This is a genomic window from Desertibaculum subflavum (assembly GCA_003576705.1).
GTDB lineage: Bacteria > Pseudomonadota > Alphaproteobacteria > Ferrovibrionales > Ferrovibrionaceae > Desertibaculum > Desertibaculum subflavum.
Window position 1 is genome coordinate 1 of record QOZS01000003.1, and the last position, 18076, is coordinate 18076.

At 68.9% G+C, this 18076-nt stretch carries 19 protein-coding genes; 5 read left to right on the forward strand and 14 right to left on the reverse strand.

Features of this window, described 5'->3' with window-relative positions; genetic code table 11:
- Positions 1 to 79: 79 nt before the first annotated feature.
- The 3 genes from DT074_RS02145 to mtgA form a co-directional block, all read right to left on the reverse strand.
- Entirely contained in the window at positions 80 to 1246 is a 1167-nt protein-coding gene (locus DT074_RS02145; RefSeq protein ID WP_119418160.1) for an acyl-CoA dehydrogenase family protein, read from the reverse strand.
- A 2-nt stretch (positions 1247 to 1248) separates the two neighbouring features.
- Positions 1249 to 1596 carry a DUF7508 domain-containing protein gene (locus tag DT074_RS02150; RefSeq protein WP_119418161.1) on the reverse strand — a complete coding sequence of 116 codons (348 nt, stop codon included), beginning with the start codon at positions 1594 to 1596 and terminating at the stop codon, positions 1249 to 1251.
- A gap of 81 nt (positions 1597 to 1677) precedes the next feature.
- Positions 1678 to 2349, reverse strand: a complete 672-nt coding sequence (gene mtgA / locus DT074_RS02155; protein WP_368744380.1) for a monofunctional biosynthetic peptidoglycan transglycosylase — start codon at positions 2347 to 2349, stop codon at positions 1678 to 1680.
- Between the two features lie 73 nt (positions 2350 to 2422).
- Here mtgA and DT074_RS02160 point away from each other — a divergent pair, with 73 nt between their 5' ends.
- Positions 2423 to 3271 (forward strand): glutathione S-transferase family protein, encoded by an 849-nt coding sequence (locus DT074_RS02160; protein WP_162914566.1) that lies wholly within the window; start codon positions 2423 to 2425, stop codon positions 3269 to 3271.
- Positions 3272 to 3342: 71 nt separating this feature from the next.
- Positions 3343 to 3735, forward strand: a complete 393-nt coding sequence (locus DT074_RS02165) for a DUF3775 domain-containing protein (RefSeq protein ID WP_119418162.1) — start codon at positions 3343 to 3345, stop codon at positions 3733 to 3735.
- Here DT074_RS02165 and DT074_RS02170 read toward each other — a convergent pair.
- From DT074_RS02170 to DT074_RS02200, 6 genes are all read right to left on the reverse strand, one after another.
- A complete protein-coding gene (locus DT074_RS02170; protein ID WP_119418163.1) occupies positions 3732 to 5261 on the reverse strand; it encodes an AMP-binding protein in 1530 nt (509 codons plus the stop codon). The genes DT074_RS02165 and DT074_RS02170 overlap by 4 nt on opposite strands.
- Before the next feature lie 31 nt (positions 5262 to 5292).
- Positions 5293 to 6084: an SDR family NAD(P)-dependent oxidoreductase gene (locus DT074_RS02175; RefSeq protein ID WP_119418164.1), complete on the reverse strand. Its 792-nt coding sequence runs from the start codon at positions 6082 to 6084 to the stop codon at positions 5293 to 5295.
- A gap of 53 nt (positions 6085 to 6137) precedes the next feature.
- A complete protein-coding gene (gene rfbB, locus DT074_RS02180; protein WP_119418165.1) occupies positions 6138 to 7187 on the reverse strand; it encodes a dTDP-glucose 4,6-dehydratase in 1050 nt (349 codons plus the stop codon).
- Positions 7184 to 7741, reverse strand: a complete 558-nt coding sequence (rfbC, locus tag DT074_RS02185; RefSeq protein ID WP_368744381.1) for a dTDP-4-dehydrorhamnose 3,5-epimerase — start codon at positions 7739 to 7741, stop codon at positions 7184 to 7186. Before rfbC ends, rfbB begins: the two co-directional genes overlap by 4 nt.
- A gap of 367 nt (positions 7742 to 8108) precedes the next feature.
- Positions 8109 to 8480: a PRC-barrel domain-containing protein gene (locus DT074_RS02195; protein WP_119418168.1), complete on the reverse strand. Its 372-nt coding sequence runs from the start codon at positions 8478 to 8480 to the stop codon at positions 8109 to 8111.
- Between the two features lie 163 nt (positions 8481 to 8643).
- A complete protein-coding gene (locus tag DT074_RS02200) occupies positions 8644 to 9624 on the reverse strand; it encodes an NAD(P)H-dependent flavin oxidoreductase (protein WP_119418169.1) in 981 nt (326 codons plus the stop codon).
- A gap of 139 nt (positions 9625 to 9763) precedes the next feature.
- On the opposite strand from DT074_RS02200, the gene DT074_RS02205 reads away from it, so the two are divergent.
- The 3 genes from DT074_RS02205 to DT074_RS02215 all read left to right on the forward strand — a co-directional run bounded on the left by DT074_RS02205 (position 9764) and on the right by DT074_RS02215 (position 11660).
- Positions 9764 to 10636: an alpha/beta fold hydrolase gene (locus DT074_RS02205; RefSeq protein WP_162914567.1), complete on the forward strand. Its 873-nt coding sequence runs from the start codon at positions 9764 to 9766 to the stop codon at positions 10634 to 10636.
- 68 nt (positions 10637 to 10704) lie between these two features.
- Positions 10705 to 11043 (forward strand): ArsR/SmtB family transcription factor, encoded by a 339-nt coding sequence (locus DT074_RS02210; protein WP_119418170.1) that lies wholly within the window; start codon positions 10705 to 10707, stop codon positions 11041 to 11043.
- Positions 11040 to 11660 carry a cation efflux transmembrane domain-containing protein gene (locus tag DT074_RS02215; RefSeq protein ID WP_119418171.1) on the forward strand — a complete coding sequence of 207 codons (621 nt, stop codon included), beginning with the start codon at positions 11040 to 11042 and terminating at the stop codon, positions 11658 to 11660. The genes DT074_RS02210 and DT074_RS02215 overlap by 4 nt, the downstream gene beginning before the upstream one ends.
- A gap of 1 nt (position 11661) precedes the next feature.
- On the opposite strand, the gene ggt is transcribed toward DT074_RS02215, so the two are convergent.
- The 5 genes from ggt to DT074_RS02240 all read right to left on the reverse strand — a co-directional run bounded on the left by ggt (position 11662) and on the right by DT074_RS02240 (position 18062).
- Positions 11662 to 13392: a gamma-glutamyltransferase gene (gene ggt, locus DT074_RS02220; RefSeq protein WP_368744382.1), complete on the reverse strand. Its 1731-nt coding sequence runs from the start codon at positions 13390 to 13392 to the stop codon at positions 11662 to 11664.
- Positions 13389 to 14789, reverse strand: a complete 1401-nt coding sequence (locus tag DT074_RS02225) for a M20 family metallopeptidase (RefSeq protein WP_119418172.1) — start codon at positions 14787 to 14789, stop codon at positions 13389 to 13391. The genes ggt and DT074_RS02225 overlap by 4 nt, the downstream gene beginning before the upstream one ends.
- 31 nt (positions 14790 to 14820) lie before the next feature.
- Positions 14821 to 15966 (reverse strand): hypothetical protein, encoded by a 1146-nt coding sequence (locus DT074_RS02230; protein WP_119418173.1) that lies wholly within the window; start codon positions 15964 to 15966, stop codon positions 14821 to 14823.
- Positions 15967 to 15970: 4 nt separating this feature from the next.
- Positions 15971 to 17407 carry a polysaccharide pyruvyl transferase family protein gene (locus DT074_RS02235; RefSeq protein ID WP_162914568.1) on the reverse strand — a complete coding sequence of 479 codons (1437 nt, stop codon included), beginning with the start codon at positions 17405 to 17407 and terminating at the stop codon, positions 15971 to 15973.
- A gap of 112 nt (positions 17408 to 17519) precedes the next feature.
- Complete coding sequence (locus DT074_RS02240; RefSeq protein ID WP_119418175.1) at positions 17520 to 18062, reverse strand: DUF924 family protein; 543 nt, start codon at positions 18060 to 18062, stop codon at positions 17520 to 17522.
- Positions 18063 to 18076 lie beyond the last annotated feature (14 nt).

Below are 18076 nucleotides of genomic sequence, written 5' to 3' on the forward strand. Positions count from 1 at the left end.
GCGTCATGGGTACCCGGATCGAGCCCGGGTACGACGAGCTGGGGGAACAAACACGCCGCGGAACAGATGCGCCGCCGGCTCAGCCGAGGCTGCCGCTGATGATCTCGCGGGCGATGACCATGCGCTGGACCTCGGACGGTCCCTCGCCGACCCGGCGGATGCGCATCTCGCGGTACCAGCGCTCCAGCGGCAGGTCCTTGGTCATGCCCATGCCGCCGAAGATCTGCATCGAGCGGTCGACCACCCGGCCGCCGGCCTCGGAGGCGATCAGCTTCGCCATCGCCGCCTCGGTGCGGAACGGCTCGCGTTTGCGCGCCTTCTCGGCGGCTTCCAGGGTGAAATACCGGCTGGTTCGGATGTCGATTTCGTTGTCGACCAGCATCCACTGGATCGCCTGCCGGTCGGAAAGCCTGGCGCCGAAGGTCTCACGCTGCTTCGCCCACTCGATCGCCATCCGGTTCGCCGCGATGGCGACGCCGATGCAGCCTGCCGCATATGGGATGCGCTGGCGCGACAGGCGGTCGTTGGCGATGGCGAAGCCCTTATTCACCTCGCCCAGCACATTGCCGTCAGGCACGAAACAGCCGTCGAATTCGAGCTCGGTGGCGTAGTGGGCGGAGCGGAGCGTGTGCACGATCCGCCGCACCCTGAACCCCTCCATGTCGGTATCGACGATGAAGCAGGTGATGCCTTCGCGGCCCTTGGCCGGGTCGGTGCGGGCGAAGACGATGCCGTATTCCGACTTGTCGGCATTGGAGATGAAGATCTTGGTGCCCGTGAGGCGCCAGCCATTGCCGTCGCGCACCGCCCGCGTCTTGATGGCGCGGGCCGGGTCGCTGCCGCCGGACGGCTCGGTCAGGCCGAAGAAGCCGCGCTTCTCGCCGCGCAAGGTGGGGAAGAGATAGCGCTCCTTCTGGTCGGCGTTCGCCTCGTAGAGCTGGGCCAGGCCGGCGCCGCCGAAGGTGCCGTAGCATGGCACATAGAGCCCGGCGCGGTGCTGCGCCATCTCGATCGCCAGCAGGGTGCGCGTCGTGATGTCGATCTCCGGTCCGCCGAACTCGGCCGGGATGTCGAGGCCGTAGAGCCCCATCGCCTTGGTCTTCTCGATCAGCCGCGCCTGATCGGCGGCCGGCAGCTCGGCTGCGTCGGGATCGAGCGTCGCCTCCACGGGGAGGATCTCCTCGGTGACGAAGCGGCGCACCTGCTGGACCAGAAGCTCCTGCTCGGACGAGAGCTCGAAATCCATGTTCAACCTTCCTTGGGCCAGGGTCCGAGCCGTCCGAGCCGCCGCGGGCGGTCCTCGGCATTGCCATCGGGCAGCGCGCCGTGATCGGCCTGGTGCAGCATCAGCAGCTCCTGCCAGCGGGTCAGGTACTGCATGTTGACCTCGAGGCGGAAGCGGTGCCCCGGCCCGCGGCGCTTCAGCTCCTCGCCGAGGCGCCCGCGCAGGCCGAACGGCGCCTTGCCGCCGGCATAGCCGATATAGAGGACGCGGCCCGCGGCATCGGCGATCTGGAACACGCCGAGCGTCGCGGTCACGCGGCCGACCGCGCCGGGCGTCAGTTCCTCCCAAGGTTTGTTCAGCCGGAGCTGCATTTGGCGGCCGAGCTTAGAGAAGCGCGACGTCCGCCGGAAGCGGCTGCCGTGACAATCGCAACCGTGATTGCCGCGTGGCCATCAGTCGAGGCAGTCGAGCCAGCCGCCGAGCTTGTCGATCCGGCCGGCGATGATGCCGGCCCGGCGCTCGATATAGGCGCTGGGGCGCCCCGCCGACCAATGGCGCGGCGAGGGCAGGATGGCGGCGAGCAGCGCCGCCTCGCGCCGGGTCAGCCGCGCCGCCGGCTTGCCGAAATGCAGCCGCGCCGCCGCCTCGGCGCCGAACGTGCCGGGGCCCCATTCGGCGATGTTGAGATAGACCTCGATGATGCGCCATTTCGGCCAGGCGAGATCGATGGCAACGGCGAGCGGCACTTCCACCGCCTTGCGCAGGAAGCCGCCGCCCGGCCACAGGAACAGGTTGCGCGCCACCTGCATGGTGATGGTCGAAGCGCCGCGCAGCCGGCCCTTCTCGTCGAAATCCTCCAGCGCCTCGCCGACCGCGCTCCAGTCGATGCCCCAATGGCGACAGAAGCGGTTGTCCTCCGCCGCGATCACCGCGCGCGGCAGGTCGCGGTCGATGGCGGCGAGCGGGCGCGCGCTGTGCCGCAGGCCGTCGCCCTGTACCAGCCGGATCAGCATCAGCGGCGTCAACGGCGGATCGACGAAGCGGTAGAGCAGGATCAGCGCCGCGAGCAGGCCGACCGCGATCAGGGCGATGCGCCGCAACGGGCGGCCGATCTTGCGGATCACGCGGGAGGGCTCACGGGGACGTGCTCACGGGGGACTTGCTCAAGGGGGCAGGCTCGCGACGGCTGGCTGGTCGATGCCGGAGCCTAGCATCGGATTCGCCGCCGATGCGCTAGACTCGGGCGCCGGCTTGGGGAGGCAGGGTGCCGTTGCCGTCGAACTGATGCAGTTCCGCTTCTCGCCCTACAACGAGAAAGTCCGCTGGGCGCTGGACCTGAAACGCGTGCCGCATCGCCGCGTGAGCCTGCTGCCGGGCCCCCATCTCGGACGCATGCGCCGGCTGACCGGGCAGACGGCGACGCCGGCGATCGGCTTCGACGGTGCCTGGATCGCCGGTTCGGCGCGGCTGCTGGAGGAAATCGAGCGCCGCTGGCCGGCCCCGGCCCTGTTCCCGACGGATCCGCAGCTGCGCGCCCAGGCGAAGGCGATCGAGGCGCGATTCGACGACGATTGGGGCCCGCGCATGCGGCGCTTCCTGCTCGACGCGCTGATGCGACATCCCGGCTATCTGGCCGACCTGTTCGGCCAGGCCAAGCCCTGGGCGATGCGCCGGCTCTATCAGGGCATGCTGCCGCTCGCCGGGGGGTTGATCCGCAAGGGCAACGGCATTGCCGGGCCGGCATCGGTGGCGGATGGCGAGCGCGCGCTCGACGAGGCGCTCGATTTCGTCGCCGGCGCGACCGCCGCGACCGGCTATCTGGTCGGCGATCGCTTCACGGTCGCCGATCTGACCGCCGCCGCCATGCTGGCGACCATCGTCGACCCGCCGGATTCGCCCATGGCCCGGCCGCGTCCCTGCCCGCCGGAGCTGGAGAAGACGCTCGGTCGTGTCGCGGCGCACCCCGCCATCGCCTGGGCACATGACATCTATCGACGGCACCGCGCCGCCCGTGCCGATACCGAAGGCGAGGTTCGCTATGGCTGACCTGAGTCAAGGTTGTCGAAGCCGGCGACCGCCATAAGTGATTCCAGATCAAGCCGCGACAGGAACAGGCGATGCTGACGATCCCGCTGCACAAGGTCTGCTACATCGTCCAGAAGGCGCATGAATTCGACGCCGAGATGGCGCCGGAGGATCCGGATTCCGACGCTGCCGATACCGAGGACCAGGACGTCGCCATCCTGGAGGCACGGCGCAGCAATCCGACCTATGACGAGTTGGTGGCCGCCATCAACGACCTCAACGTCGACGAGCGCAACGAGCTGATCGCGCTGTGCTGGCTCGGCCGCGGCGACTTCACCGCCGACGAGTGGAAGGAGGCGCTGGCGGAGGCGACCGAGCGCAACCGCAGCAACCCTGCGCGCTATCTCACCGGCATGCCGCTGCTCGGCGACCACCTGGAGGAAGGCCTCGACATGCTCGGCCTGTCCTGCGAGGGCGAGGACTAGCCTTGCTTCACGCCGAACTCCTTTCGGAGCTCGGTCTTCAGCACCTTGCCGTAATTGTTCTTCGGCAGCGCCGCCACGAAGCGATAAGCCTTCGGCCGCTTGAAGCGGGCGATGTTGTCGAGACAGAGCCGGTCGAGCTCGGCCTCGCTCAAGGTCGCGCCGGGCGCCGCGACCACGAAGGCGACCACCTCCTCGCCCCAATCGGGATGCGGCCGGCCGACCACCGAGACCTCCGCCACCCGCTCATGGCGCAGCAGCACCTCCTCGATCTCGCGCGGATAGATGTTGGTGCCGCCGGAGATGATCATGTCCTTGGAACGGTCCTTCAGCGTCAGGAAGCCGTCTTCGTCGAAGCTGCCCAGGTCGCCGGTATGCAGCCAGCCGCCGCGGAGCGCCGCCGCCGTCGCCTCCGGGTTGCGCCAGTAGCCCTGCATGACCACGGCGCCGCGCGCCAGCACCTCGCCGATCTCGCCGGGCGGTAGCGGGCGGTCCTCCGCGTCCGCCACCATCACCTCCACATCGGTGCGGGCGTAGCCGGCGGAGCCGAGCCGCTCCAGGTAGCGCGGATGCGAGCTGTCGGCGTGCATCCATTTCGGCAGGCCGGTGATGGTCATCGGCGCCTCGCCCTGGCCGTAGATCTGCACCAGCTTCGGCCCCAGCACAGCGAGCGCCTTCTGCAGGTCGGCGACATACATCGGCCCGCCGCCATAGATGATCGCCTTCAGGTTGGCGGTATCGGCATCGCCGATCTCCGGCGCATTGACCAGGCGATAGACCATGGTCGGCGCGAAGAAGAACGACGCGCCGGGCCAGCGCCCGATCAGGGCGAGCGTCTCCGCCGGATCGAAGCCGCCGGATTCCGGGATCACCTGGTTGGCCGCCTTGGCGACATGCGGCAGGCCGTAGCAGCCGGAACCGTGGCTCATCGGCGCTGCGTGCACGATGCAGTCCTGCGGCAGAATCTGATCCACATCGGCGAAGTAGTTGACCGTCTGCGCCAGCAGGCTGCCGTGGCTGAGCATGGCGCCCTTCGGCCGGCCCGTCGTGCCGGAGGTGTAGAACAGCCAAGCGAGGTCGTCCGGCGACCGCGGCACCATCGCCGCCGCATCGGCGTCCAGCAGTCGCGCATAGGCCGGTGTGCCGGGCACCACGATCTCCTCGAGGCCCGGCGCCACTTCGCCGGCTAGTGCCTCGGCGATGTCGGCGCTGGCGAAGCAGAGCCTGGCCTGCGAGTTCTCCAGGATCCAGGCCACCTCCTTGGCGTGCAGCTTGGCGTTGATCGGGACGGCGGCGAGACCGGCCTGCCAGATGCCGTACAGCACCTCCACATATTCCGGCGCGTTCCACATCACGATGGCGACATTGTCGCCGGCCTTCAGGCCGAAGCGGGCGCGCAGGCCGCCGGCGATCCGCGCGGCACGCATCGCCAGGGCGGCATAGTCATGGACCACGCGGGCGCCGAGCGAGACCGCCGGCTGGCGCGGAAAGGTACGGCCGGCGCGCACGAGCTGCTCGGCGAAGTTCATTGTTGCTTCCTCCCAACCCTCGTTCGCGGCGCTAGAAGATCGCGCGCACCACGCCGCCCTCGACCCTGAGCGCCGCGCCGGTGGTGCCCGACGCCGCCGGGCTGCAGACGTAGCACACCATGTTGGCCACCTCCTCGGTTGTGGTGAAGCGCCTGATCAGCGAGCTCGGCCGCCGCTGGTCGAAGAACTCGCGCTCGAAATCGGCCTCCGACTTGCCCTCCGCCCGGGCGGCAGCGAGGCGCTTCTCCATCGTCTCCGCCCGGGTCGGGCCGGGCAGGACCGAGTTCACGGTGACGCCGGTGCCGACCAGGGTCTCCGCGACACCGCGGGCGATCGCCACCTGCGCCGTCTTGCTCATCCCGTAATGCACCATGTCGGGCGGGATATGGGTGGCGCTCTCGCTGGAGACGAAGACGATGCGGCCCCAATTCCTGCGGCGCATGGCCGGCAAATAGTGGCGGGTGAGGCGCACGCCGCTCATCACGTTGACGTCGAAGAAGCGCTGCCAGTCGGCATCGCCGATCTCCTCGAACACTGCGCGCTCGTAGATGCCGAGATTGTTGACCAGCACGTCGGCCTCCGGCAGCGCGGCGGCGATGGCGCGGCAGCCTTCGGCGGTCGCCGCGTCGGCCGCGATGCCGCCGACCTTGGCGCCGCCGACAGCCTTGCGCACCTCGGCCAGTGCCGCGTCGACCCGCGCCTGGGTCCGGCCGTTCAGCCAGACAGTGGCGCCCTGGCGCGCCAGGCCCTTGACGATGGCGAGCCCGATGCCGGCGGTCGAGCCGCTGACCAGTGCCGTCTTGCCGGTGAGTTCCAGATCCATGCCGCGCTCCTGCCGTTCGCCTTGCGCCGATCATCGGCACCCGGCGCCCCGGATCAAGAGGCGGTGGCGAGTCCGATACGGTCGCGCGCCGTCGCCGGCGCGACCGCGGCGCACCAGTCGCGGTGCTTCAGATACCAGGCGACGGTCGCTTCGAGGCCCGCATCGAACGCAATGGCCGGCCGCCAGCCAAGCTCGCGCTCCAGCTTGGACGGATCGATCGCATAGCGCGCGTCATGGCCGGGGCGATCGGTCACGAAGCTGATCAGGCGGTCATGCGGCGCGCCGACGGGGTGCAGCTTGTCGAGGATCGCGCAGACCTGCCGCACCAGGTCGATATTGCGCCGCTCGTTGCGCGAGCCGACGAGGTAGGTCTCGCCGAGGCCTCCCTTGGCGGCGACGAGGCGGAGCGCGCTTACGTGGTCGTCGACATGCAGCCAGTCGCGCACCTGCAGGCCCTGGCCGTAGACCGGCAGCTTCTTGCCGTCGAGGCCGTTCAGCGCGATCAGCGGGATCAGCTTCTCCGGAAACTGATAGGGGCCGTAATTGTTGGAGCAGTTGGTGATCAGGACCGGCAGCCCATAGGTCCGGCCCCAGGCGCGCACGATGTGATCGGCCGAGGCCTTGCTCGCCGAATAGGGCGAGTTAGGGCGATACGGGCTCGCCTCGGTGAACAGGCCGGTCTGGTCGAGCTCGCCATAGACCTCGTCGGTGGAGACGTGCAGGAAGCGGAACGCCTCGCGCTCGCTCTCGGGCAGCTTGCGCCAATGCGCCGTCGCCGCCTCCAGCATGGTCGCCGTGCCGATCACGTTGGTCTGCACGAAGGGCATCGGGCCGTCGATCGAGCGGTCGACATGGCTCTCGGCGGCGAGATGCATCACGAGCTGCGGCCGATGCTCGCGGAACACCGCGGCCATGGCGGCGGCATCGGCGATATCGGCCTGCACGAAGCTGTGCGTGTTGGCCCGGTCGGCCTCGGCCAGGTTCAGGCGGCTGCCGGCATAGGTGAGCTTGTCGACGGTCACGACGCGCTCGCCGTCGCGGATCAGGCCGCGCACCAGGGCCGAGCCGATGAAGCCGGCACCGCCGGTGACCAGCACGCTCATCCGCGCGGCGTCCAGTCGATCGGCGCCAGATCGGCCAGCTTCGGATGCTGCCGGTCGCGGTCGCTCAGCGTCAGCTCGGCCGCCGGCACCGGCCAGTCGATACCCAGTGCCGGATCGTCGAAGGCGAGGCCGCGATCCGCGGTGGGATCGTAGAAGACGGTGACCTTGTAGAACACCAGCGTGTCGTCCTCGAGCGTGCAGTAGCCGTGGGCGAAGCCTTCGGGGACCCAGAGCTGCTCGCCGCCCTCGGCGGTGAGAGTGGCCGCATGGTGGCGGCCGAAGGTGGCGGAATCGCGGCGCAGATCGACGATCACGTCGAAGACCGAACCGCGCACCACCTGGATCAGCTTGCCCTGGGCCGAAGGCGGCACCTGGAAATGCAGGCCGCGCAAGGTGCCGCGCCGTGCCGAATGGGCAAAGTTGTCTTGCACGAACGCGCGGTCGAAACCGGTCCCGCGCTTGAAGGTTTCGCGGTTCCAGCTCTCGGTGAACCAGCCGCGCGCATCGCCGAAGCGCTTCGGCTTGAGCTCGATCGGACCTGCGATCGGTGTCACGCTGAAAAACATCCCTGCCGCCCGCCGCCATATTAGCAGCGTTCAGCATGCCCGATCTCGCTCGCGAAGGTCTTAACGGACGGAAACCTTACCGGCCTCAGACAGAAGCCGGCCGGGGACGGATACGGCCACGCACCCGGCGCGTTGCCTCGGACGCGCTCGGACGGGGCTGCTCGTCGTCCCCATCGAAGGCCATCGCCCGGGTCAGGACCAGGGGGCCGAATTCCGTCGCGATGACGGTCGGGGACTCGGGCGAGGAATCGCCGTCACGCATACTGGCTCCGGAAAATTCGATCAGCCGGGAGAGGCTCGCCGAAAAGGGGGACGCCAATGCGTCCCCCTCATGGCGATCTGAAGGCAGCGGGATTCAGTACCAATAGGGCGGCACGCCGTAGTAGTCGTGCACCTTCTTGCCCCAGGCCTGGTCTTCCCAGTTGATCGTGTCGTTCTCGCCGTACATCGGCGCACCCTCGAGCGTGCGCTTGTCGAGATTGACCAGATAGCCGCCCTTGCCGGTGTCGTATTTCAGCAGGCTCCAGGGCAGCGGATGGTACTTCTCGCCGAGCCCGAGAAAGCCGCCGAACGACATCATGGCGTAGGCGACCTTGCCGGTCTGCTTGTCGATCATGACGTTGTCGATCGAGCCGAGCTTGTCGCCCGTCCCGTTGTAGACATTGGTGCCCTCGACCTTGTCAGCCGAGATCAGGCGGCTGGTTTCCTTCACCGAATCGTACATCATTTGCACTCTCCTCCACGCTGTGAACGGGGGCGCGGTCCATCGCCCTCCGCAACGTCCCAGCGTGGAAAGGGTTGCAGGCCACCCGGCCATGTCACTGATGCAAAACGAAAACGGCCCGCGCCATCGCGGCGCGGGCCAGTTCCGAAAGGGACCGACTTACGGCTCAGGCAATCATCTTTTCGAGTCTGCCGCGAATGATCTCCTCCGCCTCGCGCACGATGCGGCTGACCAGTTCCTGACAGCTCGGCACATCGTGGATCAGGCCCACCACCATGCCCGCCGACCAGATGCCGAGATCAGTGTCGCCTTCCTCGTAGACGGTGCGGCCGCGCGCGCCGGAAACGAGATGGGCGACGTCGTCGATCTTCATCGCCGGGCCCTTCTCGCGCTCGATCCGCACCACTTCCTCCGCGATCTTGTTCTTGAACACGCGCGAGGTATTGCGAAGGCTGCGGAAGATCAGCGCGGTGTCGCGCTCGCCGGCCTCGGCGATCTTCTGCTTCACATTGGCGTGGATCGGCGCCTCTTTCGTCGCCATGAAGCGGGTGCCCATGTTGATGCCCTCGGCGCCCATGGCGAGAGCCATGGCGAGGCCGCGGCCATCGGCGAAGCCGCCGGAGGCGATCACCGGGATCTTCACCTTGTCGACGCAGGCCGGGATCAGGATCTGGTTCGGCACGTCGTCCTCGCCCGGATGGCCGGCGCATTCGAAGCCGTCGATCGAGATCACGTCGGCGCCGTGCCGCTCCGCGGTCAGCGCGTGCCGTACGGCGGTGCATTTGTGCAGCACCTTGACGCCGGCCTGCTTGAACATGCCGATGTATTTGGCCGGGTTGGAGCCGGCGGTCTCCACGATCTTGATGTCGGAATCGATGATCGCCTGGGCGTATTCGTCATGCGGGATCGGCTTCAGGCTGGGCAGGATGGTGAGGTTGACGCCGAACGGCTTCGCAGTCATCTGCCGGCAGCGGGCGATCTCGTCCTTCAGCGCCTGCGGCGTCGGCTGGGTCAGGCCGGTCAGGATGCCGAGGCCCCCGGCATTGGAGACGGCGGAGGCGAGCTCGGCCCGCCCGACCCACTGCATGCCGCCCTGGACAATGGGATGCTGGATGCCGAGCAGCTCGGTGAAACGCGTCTTGAGCATGTTCCCCCTCAATGGACCGTTGGTTGCTTGTCGGCGCGCATCGGGCCGGCTTCATTGCCCCCTGTCAAGCGCGCTCCTGTCGCGGCAGAATTCGCACTGCCTTGTGCCGTTTCGAGCTGTTCAGAGAATCGCATCCCGCATGAATGCCCCGCTTTCCGACCCCGCCGCCATCGAGGCGGATATTGCTTCCCGCGCCACGCTCCATCGCACCCCCGCCCCGGCCGGCCACATGGTCTGGCGCCATTGGGACCGCGGTGTCGGCGGCACGCCGGTCGTGTTCCTGCATGGCGGCTACGGCTCCTGGGCGCATTGGATCCGCAATGTCGAGGTGATCGGCAAGGCGCATGACGTCTGGGCCGGCGACCTGCCGGGCCTCGGCGATTCCGACGCACCGCCCAAGCCGCACAATGTGGCCGGCCTCGCCCGCATCATCGCCGACGGGCTTGCCGCGCTGCCCGGCCTGCGCCGGCCGGTGCATATCGTCGCCTTCTCCTTCGGCGCCATGCTGTCCGGCCATGTCGCGGCGACGCGGCCGGAGCTGGTCGCCTCGCTCACCGTGGTCGGCACCGCGGGCCTCGGCCTGCCGCGCGGCCAGCCGCGCCTGGTGCGCAAGGCCGAAAAGGCGATGACGGCGGCGGATGTCGCGGCGTTGCAGCGCGAGAACCTGGCCGGCCTCATGTTCGCCGACCGGGCGAATATCGACGACCTCGCCGTGCATCTGCAGATCAGGAACGTGGCCCGCGCCAAGGTGGCGAGCCCGCCGCTTTCGCTCGGCGATTCGCTCGCCCGCGACCTACCGGCGATCAAGGCGCCGATGGCCTTCCTGTGGGGCGAGCGCGATGCCACCTGCCATCCCCACATGGACCAGAGACTTGCCCTGCTGGCCGCGCGGAAGCCGGAGGCGCATGTCTACCTGTTCCCGCGCGCCGGCCATTGGGTGCAGTACGAGGACGCCCCGGCCTTCAACGCTTATCTGCTGGCCCTGATTCCCCGTCTCGAAGCGCTCCGCTGAGCCCGGCCTGCGAAAAGGTCGCGAGCTCCTCTTGACAAACATATGAATAGATGTTCATATGATCAGGCATGAGGAAGATAGTTCCGTTTCACCAGCCCGCCCCGGCGCGTGACGATCACGCGCCGCAGCTGGCCGACCTGTTCCGGCTGCTCGGCGATGCCAGCCGCTTGCGCATCGTCATCACCTGCCTCGGCACGCCGGTGACGGTCGGCGATATCGCCGACCAGCTCTCGCTCAGCCCGTCGCTGGTCAGTCACCATCTGCGCCTGCTGCGCGCCGCGCGCGTGGTGCGGGCGACGCGGCAGGGCCGGCACGTCTTCTACGTCGCCGCCGACGAGCATATCCGGCGCGTGATCGGCGACATGCTGGAGCATGTGGCCGAGCCGCACGACGAGGAGGACGCATGAGCGCCTGTTGCGATCATGGCCATGACCACGGCCCGCCTCCCTCTTCGGACCGCTATCGCCTGATCCTGTGGGTCGCGCTGATCGCCAACGCGGCGATGTTCGTGGTCGAGCTGGCGGCCGGCCTTGCCGCCGGCTCGGTCTCGCTGCAGGCCGACGCGCTCGACTTCTTCGGCGATGCGGCCAACTACGCCGTCAGCCTCGCCGTGCTCGGCATGGCACTCGCCTGGCGTGCGCGCGCGAGCCTGGTGAAGAGCGCCAGCATGGCGGCCTTCGGCATCTGGGTGCTGGGCCAGGCCGCGTTCAACCTGGCGACCGGCGTGGTGCCGGAGCCGATGACCATGGGTGTGGTCGGCACCGCGGCCCTGGCCGTGAACATCGGCGTGGCGCTGCTGCTCTATCGTTACCGTGAGGGCGACAGCAACATGCGCTCGGTCTGGCTCTGCACACGGAACGACGCGCTCGGCAACATCGCGGTGCTGGCGGCGGCGCTCGGCGTGTTCGGCACCGGCGCGGGCTGGCCCGACCTGATCGTCGCCGGGGCGATGGCGGCGCTCGCCCTCACTTCGTCGGTGCAGGTGACGCGGCACGCGCTGCAGGAGCTGCGCGTCCCCGCCTGATTCAATCGCCGAGCGCGACGCCTTCGCGCCGCGGATCGGCGCCGCCGATGAGGCGCCCGTCCTGCACGGCGACGGCATGCAGGCCGCTCACCGACTCCACCGGGCGAACGGTGTGGCCGAGTGCTTCCAGTGCCGGACGGACCAGCTCGAGAGCGGTCCCCGCCTCGTACTCGGTCGGCCCGTTGCGGCTGCCGCGGTTCGGCAAGGCGATGGCGGCCTGCGGGTCGAGACCCCAATCGATCACCCCGATCAGCACCTTGGCGACATCGTTGATGATGGCGGCACCGCCGGCCGAGCCGACCACCAGGCGCAGCTTGCCTTCCGGATCGCGCACGACGGTCGGCGCCATCGAGCTGCGCGGCCGCTTGCCCGGCCCCGGCGCGTTGGCGACGGGCACGCCGTCGCGCTCGGTCGCGAAGGCGAAATCGGTCAGCTCGTTGTTGAGCAGGAACCCGGCCGCCATCAGCCGCGTGCCGAAGGCCTGTTCGATGCTGGCGGTCAGCGCCACGGCGCGGCCTTCGCCGTCGATCACGGAGAGATGCGTGGTGCCGGTCATCCTTGCGGTCGGATCCGGCGCGTAGCGGCCCTCGCGCCAGGGCGGATCGCCGGGCGGCGCCATGCCGAGAGAGGCATCGAGCCGGATCAGCGCCGCGCGGCCAGCGAGATAGCCGGCATCGAGCAGCCCACGCAGCGGCACCCGCACCTTGTCCGGATCGGCGAGATAGCGGGCGCGGTCGGCGAAGGCGAGCCGGCCCGCCTCGGTGAAGAGATGCACCGTCATCGGGTTGGGCGGCTGCATCGCGGCGAGATCGTGCGACTCGAGCAAGCGCAGCATCTGCAGGATGGCGACGCCGCCGGATGACGGCGGGCCCATGCCGCAGATCGAATGGGCGCGGTAGGTGCCGCAGACCGGCGGGCGCTCGACGGCGCGATAGGCATCGAGATCCTGCGCCGTCAGGTCGCCCGGATCGGCCGCGCCGGCCACCGCCGCGACGATGTCGCGCGCGATGGCGCCGCGATAGAAGGGTTCCGGCCCTTCCGCGGCGAAGATGCGCAAGCTGCGGGCGAGCGCCGGCTGGACCAGCCGCGTGCCGACCGCCTTCGGCGTGCCATCGGCCTCGAAGAAGACCGTGCGCATGGCCGGCGTCGCACGATCGGCGCCGAGCTTGGCGAGCAGGCCGTTGAGGCGCGGCGAGACCTCGAAACCTTCCTCCGCCAGCCGGATGGCCGGCGCCGCGAGCTCGGGCCAGGCGAGCTTGCCGAAGCGGCGATGCGCCTCCGCCAGCAGCGCCGGCAGGCCAGGCACGCCGACCGAGCGGCCGCTCGCCACCGCCGCGGGGAAGCCGAGCGGGCGGCCCTGCGGGTCGAGGAACCGGTCGGGCTTCGCCGCCATGGGGGCCGCCTCGCGGCCGTCCAAGGTGACGACGTCCCCGCTGGCGGGATCGAAATGCACCAGAAAGCCGCCGCCGCCGAGGCCGGAGGATTGCGGCTCCACCACGTTGAGCACCAGCGCCGTCGCGACCGCCGCATCGGCGGCGCTGCCGCCGGCGCGCAGGATGGCGAGGCCGGCGGCCGCCGCGTGCGGATTCGCGGCGGCCACCATGTGCTTCGTCGCAACGGCCGCCGGACGCTGCGCCGTGCGGCCGGTGGCGGCTTCCGGCTGCGTCTCGCGCGGCTGCGCCGCCGCCGTGCCGGCGGCCAGCAGCAACGCCAGCGCGCAAAGACGCATCATGCCGGCCAGGGGCGCTCGCCGAGGTCCCAGAACAGGCCGGTCATCATGGCGAGCCCCTCGCGCAGCAGCGAAGCGAGCGCGTGCTCGTTCGGCGCGTGCTGCGAGCAGGCGCCATAGGAATGCGGCACCCACACGGTCGGCAGGCCGAGCGTGTCGCTGAACACATCGTTCGGCAGCGAGCCGCCGAGATTGGGCAGGATCGCCGGCTTCTTGCCGGTGGTCTTGCCGATCGATGCGGCAGCAAAGCGCACCCAGGGATGCTCCGGATCGAGCCGCGTCGCGTTCATGACCTCCGCGCGGGACTGCGTCACCTGCACCGCCGGGAAGCCATGCGCGTCGAGATGCGCGCGAATGACGGGAACGAAGGTCGCCGGGTCGCAGCCGGCGACGAAGCGAAGCTGGCAATGCGCCGAGGCGCGCGGCGGTATAGCGTTGACCGGCCGGTCGGGATTGCCGGTCTTGAAGGCCAGCACTTCCAGCGTGTTCCAGCCATAGACCTTCTCCGGGGCGGTGAAGCCGGGCTCGCCCCACCACGCGTCGATGCTCGGCCCGTCCTCGCCGCCCTCGATCTCGATATCGGCGAGCGCGGCGCGCACCGAGTTCGCCATCGGCGCCGGCCGCAGATCCTTCACCAGGATCTCGCCCTTGGGGCCGATCATGCTGGCGATGGCATGCGCCAGCACGACGCCCGGATTGGCGAGCAACCCGCCCCAATTACCGGAATGATGGCCGCCTTCGCGGTATTCGAGCGTGAGATCGAAGTTGAACGCGCCGCGGGTGCCGAGGAAGAGCGTCGGCCGCGTCGGCGTGACGCGCGGCCCGTCGGAGGCGATCAGCACATCGGCTTTGAGCGCCGATCTCTGCGCGGCGCAGAACTCGTTCAGGCCCGGCGAGCCGGTCTCCTCCCCCGTCTCGATCAGCGCCTTGACGTTGAAGCCGAGCTTGCCGCGCGCGCCTATTACCGCTTCCAGCGCCGCCATGTTCAGCGAATGCTGGCCCTTGTTGTCGGCCGTGCCGCGGCCATAGAGCCGGTCGCCTTCGCGGGTGATGCGCCACGGCGCGAGACCTTCGCGCCACTCGTTGTCCTGGCCGCGGATGACGTCGCCGTGGCCATAGGTGAAGACGGTCGGCCGCGCCGGATCCTCGATCCGCTCGGCGATCAGGAAGGGGCCGAATTCGGGCTTCGGGTTCGGATGCACCGAGACTTTGAAGCCGAGCCGCTCGAAGGACGGGCGCATCTCGTCTTCCAGATAGGCGCGCAGCACCGGGCGGCGCTCCGGATTCTGGCTTTCGGTCGGAATGGCGATCCGGCGTTCCAGATCGGCGAGGAACCGGCCATCGTCGAAGGCGGCGAGGGCACGGGCGATGGCCGCGTCGCGGCCGGACTTCTCTTGCATAGGCCCATGCTCCGCTGCCGGGGCCGGGCCGTCAATCCGCGGCGATGCGCACCGGCAGCCGCACCAGGTCGCGGTTCCAGGTGATGCGGCAGCCTTCGAGATTGAGCCGCGTGACGTAGAGCCAGGCGCGGTCGCCGACGGTCTCGAAATTCCGGCTGTCGCTGCCCGGGTCGAGCAGCGCCGGGTAGTAGACGGCCTCCGTCCGGCCGCAATCGAGATGAGTCAGCAGCGGCGTCGCCCAGAGCAGGCGCGGCGCCGACCAGCGAAGCAGATCGGCGGAGCTTGTCCACCAGATGCCGACCGTCGGCACGGCATCAGGCGCGGTGCGGCGAGCCATCGACTGAATGGCGATCCAGCGCTTCGAGGCGGCGTGCCAGACCACGCTGCGCACGGTGGAGGCCAGCGCCTGCGGCGCGACTGGCGCGCAGACATGGCGGGCCGGGTCGATTGCGTCCTCGCGATCGGGATCGGCGAAGCGGACCCCGAAGCCGGTGCCGTCGAAGGCGCGCCAGCTCCGCGCGTCGCCGAGCCGTTCGGTGCGGAGCAGGCAGGCGCCGCGCGGCTGCGCCTCCAGGCCGTCGGCCCAGACGAAGACGTAATACCGCCCGTCGTGCTTGAAGATGTTCGATGTCCCGAAGATGCCGGTCGGTCGTCCCGCATCGCCGCGAAAACGATAGGGCAGGCCGGCGACCAGCCCGTCGAAGCGGAAGCTGGCGCCGCCATCGCCCGAGGCGGCGGCTGTGATCGAGTTGCGCCAGCAGGCCCTGTAGTTCGCAGCCGGACACAGCGTCGGCCGGTGCTGGCCATGGAACTCGTTGTGCAGCAGCGCGTGGATGGTCGTGCCGTCCAGGGTGTAGGTGGCCGAGATCCAGCTGCGGTCGTCATGCGCCTCGGGCCGGTCGCGGCCGGAGCCACGATAGATCACCGCGCAATCCTGCTTCACCCGGTCGAGGCTCGGCCCGACCATGCGCCGGTTGACCGCGTGGCTGGCGACCAGGCTGACATTGCCGTCGGCGCCGCGCCAGGCGCGCGCCGGCGTGTCGGGGACGTCCCTCTGCTCGCAGGCATCGCGCCGGTGCAGGAAGACCGGTTCGGCCGTCTCGCTTTCGAGCGCGAGCCGCGGCTCCGCGGCCGCGGCGCTGGCGAGAAGAAGGGCGGCGAATGCCGCCCAGCGCATCGCCTCAGACCGGCAGCATGTTGTGCGACATGCCGTTGCGGTCGAGGAAGTCGCGCATGCGCCGGTAGTTGTGGATCAGGTTGCGGTTGAAGCGGTCGAACAGCTCGGGGCTATAGAGCTCGTCGAGCGGCTTCGCCTCGATCTCGTCCATGGTCAAGGTCGGGATGTCGTAGGAGTCGGCCAGCTCGCGCGAGCGCGTGTCGTAGTCGACGCAGATCGCCGGCACGCCGTTCGCCATCGCCGGCAGGTTGCCGTGCACGCGGAAGCCGATGGCGAGGTCCTTGTCGGCGATCATGCGGTCGTATTCCGGCACGTCGACGTTGTAGAACAGCCGCTCCTCGTAGATCTTCACCAGCGGATCGCTCTCGCTCTCGAACCAGCCGCTCTTGAACAGCTCGGCCCGGTGCTTGGGCAGCAGCTCCTTGTCCTTGAAGTAGAACACCTTCTCCGCCGTCTCGCCGTGGCAGGTCACGGTCAGGTCGAATTGCCGGTCGAGCTCGCGCATCATCCGCTTCTGGATGTCGAGATAGCGGCCCACATTGTTGGCATAGGCCGGCGACACCTCGCGGCGCAGGTTGAAGGCGACGCGCTTGATCTCGCTCCACGGCTTCGGATTGACGCGCAGGAACGGGTTGTTGTGCCGCAGCAAGCTGGGGCAGCCGATGATCTCGACATTCTTGATGCCGAGATCGTTCATCACCTCGGCGGTGTAGGTGCCGCGCACGCCGATGGTGGCGCAGTGATCGGCGAAGGCCTTCCATACTTCCAGGGAATTCGGCGACAGCTCGATCTTCTTGCGCTCCGGCGCCTGCGCGCCGACCGAAAAGGGTATGGCGGGGATCTTCAGCTTCTTGAGCAGGCTTGCAAGGTCGCGCCAGTCCACGCCGTCATGGATGAAGTTGGAGCCGCGCAGGAAGCAGTAGTCGTATTCCGCATTGAGCAGGTCGACCTCCTTGTCGTCCCACTCGAAGATGTTGGTGATGTGCAGCTCGCCGAACGAGAGCAGCTTGAGCGAGCTGTCGTACACCATCCAGTCGCCGGAATTGCTGTAGCGCTCGATATGGTCCTTCGGATTGCGCTGGTAGGCGAGCACGTCGTCGTGATGCACCACACGGCCCGCCGGGCTGAAGCAGACGACCCGGCGCGACGGCCGGTTGACCGTCATCTGGCGCGGGCTGTTGCCGAGCGTCGCGCCGCCCTCGGCGAACTCGACCGCGACGGTGACGCGCCGCTTGCCGGCGGTCAGCGCCGGCGGGAGCATGAAGACGAAGCCGTTGGCGCGGCCCTGGGCCTGCAGCCGCGGCAGGCTGGCGCGCAACCGCGCCACCGGCTCACCGTTGATCTTCACGTCGACGAAGACCGGCTCGTTGGGCTTGGTGTCGTCGAACGCCCAGCCGGCGATCATGTCAGAAGTGTAGGTTTCAACCTGGCCGATGAGCATGCGGCGCCCTTCCGGAAGCGCTGGTGGAACGAGGCCCGCACCTTCGGTCGGAAACGTTAGGATCGCATTAAGGATTGACGGGAAACCCCGAAAATCCAATCCATTGCCGGGCTCAGAAGCTCGACATCGGCTCGTCCAGGAAGGCGATCTCGGCCGCCGTCGAAACCCGCCCCAAGGCCTTGTTCCGGTGCGGAAAGCGGCCGAAGCGGGCAATGATCTCGGCATGCCGCTCGGCATAGCGGAGCCATTCCGCCCGGCCCGGCAGCGCGGCGAACAGCGCCACCGAGAGCAGCTGGGCGCCGACATCCTCCGCGTGCTCGAACGGAAGGTAAAAGAACAACCGATACTCGTCGTCGAAATGGCGGTCGAAGCCGCGATCGATCGCCTGACGCGCTACCCCCCGTGCCGCCGCATCGCTGGCGAAGGCCGCCGCCGTGCCCCGGCAGCAATTGCGCGGCACCTGGTCGAGCAGGATCACGAGCGCGAGCGAGCCTTCGGGAGTCGCCGTCCAATCGGCGCACTTGCCGGCCATGGCCGCGTCGCGGAGCGGCCAAAGCCGCGTCGTCACGTCAGCGTCGAACGCGTCGTTCTTCTCGAACCAGAAGGGCTTGTTCGCCGCGTCGAACCAGAAATTGAGGACGTCTTCGGGCCGCATGCCGGCCGTGCGGC

Coding starts and splice junctions, on each gene's coding strand:
- DT074_RS02145 (WP_119418160.1), bottom strand. CDS start 1,246: ATGGATTTCGAGCTCTCGTCCGAGCAGGAGCTTCTGGTCCAGCAGGTG.
- DT074_RS02150 (WP_119418161.1), bottom strand. CDS start 1,596: ATGCAGCTCCGGCTGAACAAACCTTGGGAGGAACTGACGCCCGGCGCG.
- DT074_RS02160 (WP_162914566.1), top strand. CDS start 2,423: ATGCCGGAGCCTAGCATCGGATTCGCCGCCGATGCGCTAGACTCGGGC.
- DT074_RS02165 (WP_119418162.1), top strand. CDS start 3,343: ATGCTGACGATCCCGCTGCACAAGGTCTGCTACATCGTCCAGAAGGCG.
- DT074_RS02170 (WP_119418163.1), bottom strand. CDS start 5,261: ATGAACTTCGCCGAGCAGCTCGTGCGCGCCGGCCGTACCTTTCCGCGC.
- DT074_RS02175 (WP_119418164.1), bottom strand. CDS start 6,084: ATGGATCTGGAACTCACCGGCAAGACGGCACTGGTCAGCGGCTCGACC.
- rfbB (WP_119418165.1), bottom strand. CDS start 7,187: ATGAGCGTGCTGGTCACCGGCGGTGCCGGCTTCATCGGCTCGGCCCTG.
- DT074_RS02195 (WP_119418168.1), bottom strand. CDS start 8,480: ATGATGTACGATTCGGTGAAGGAAACCAGCCGCCTGATCTCGGCTGAC.
- DT074_RS02200 (WP_119418169.1), bottom strand. CDS start 9,624: ATGCTCAAGACGCGTTTCACCGAGCTGCTCGGCATCCAGCATCCCATT.
- DT074_RS02205 (WP_162914567.1), top strand. CDS start 9,764: ATGAATGCCCCGCTTTCCGACCCCGCCGCCATCGAGGCGGATATTGCT.
- DT074_RS02210 (WP_119418170.1), top strand. CDS start 10,705: ATGAGGAAGATAGTTCCGTTTCACCAGCCCGCCCCGGCGCGTGACGAT.
- DT074_RS02215 (WP_119418171.1), top strand. CDS start 11,040: ATGAGCGCCTGTTGCGATCATGGCCATGACCACGGCCCGCCTCCCTCT.
- ggt (WP_368744382.1), bottom strand. CDS start 13,392: ATGATGCGTCTTTGCGCGCTGGCGTTGCTGCTGGCCGCCGGCACGGCG.
- DT074_RS02225 (WP_119418172.1), bottom strand. CDS start 14,789: ATGCAAGAGAAGTCCGGCCGCGACGCGGCCATCGCCCGTGCCCTCGCC.
- DT074_RS02230 (WP_119418173.1), bottom strand. CDS start 15,966: ATGCGCTGGGCGGCATTCGCCGCCCTTCTTCTCGCCAGCGCCGCGGCC.
- DT074_RS02235 (WP_162914568.1), bottom strand. CDS start 17,407: ATGCTCATCGGCCAGGTTGAAACCTACACTTCTGACATGATCGCCGGC.
- DT074_RS02240 (WP_119418175.1), bottom strand. CDS start 18,062: ATGCGGCCCGAAGACGTCCTCAATTTCTGGTTCGACGCGGCGAACAAG.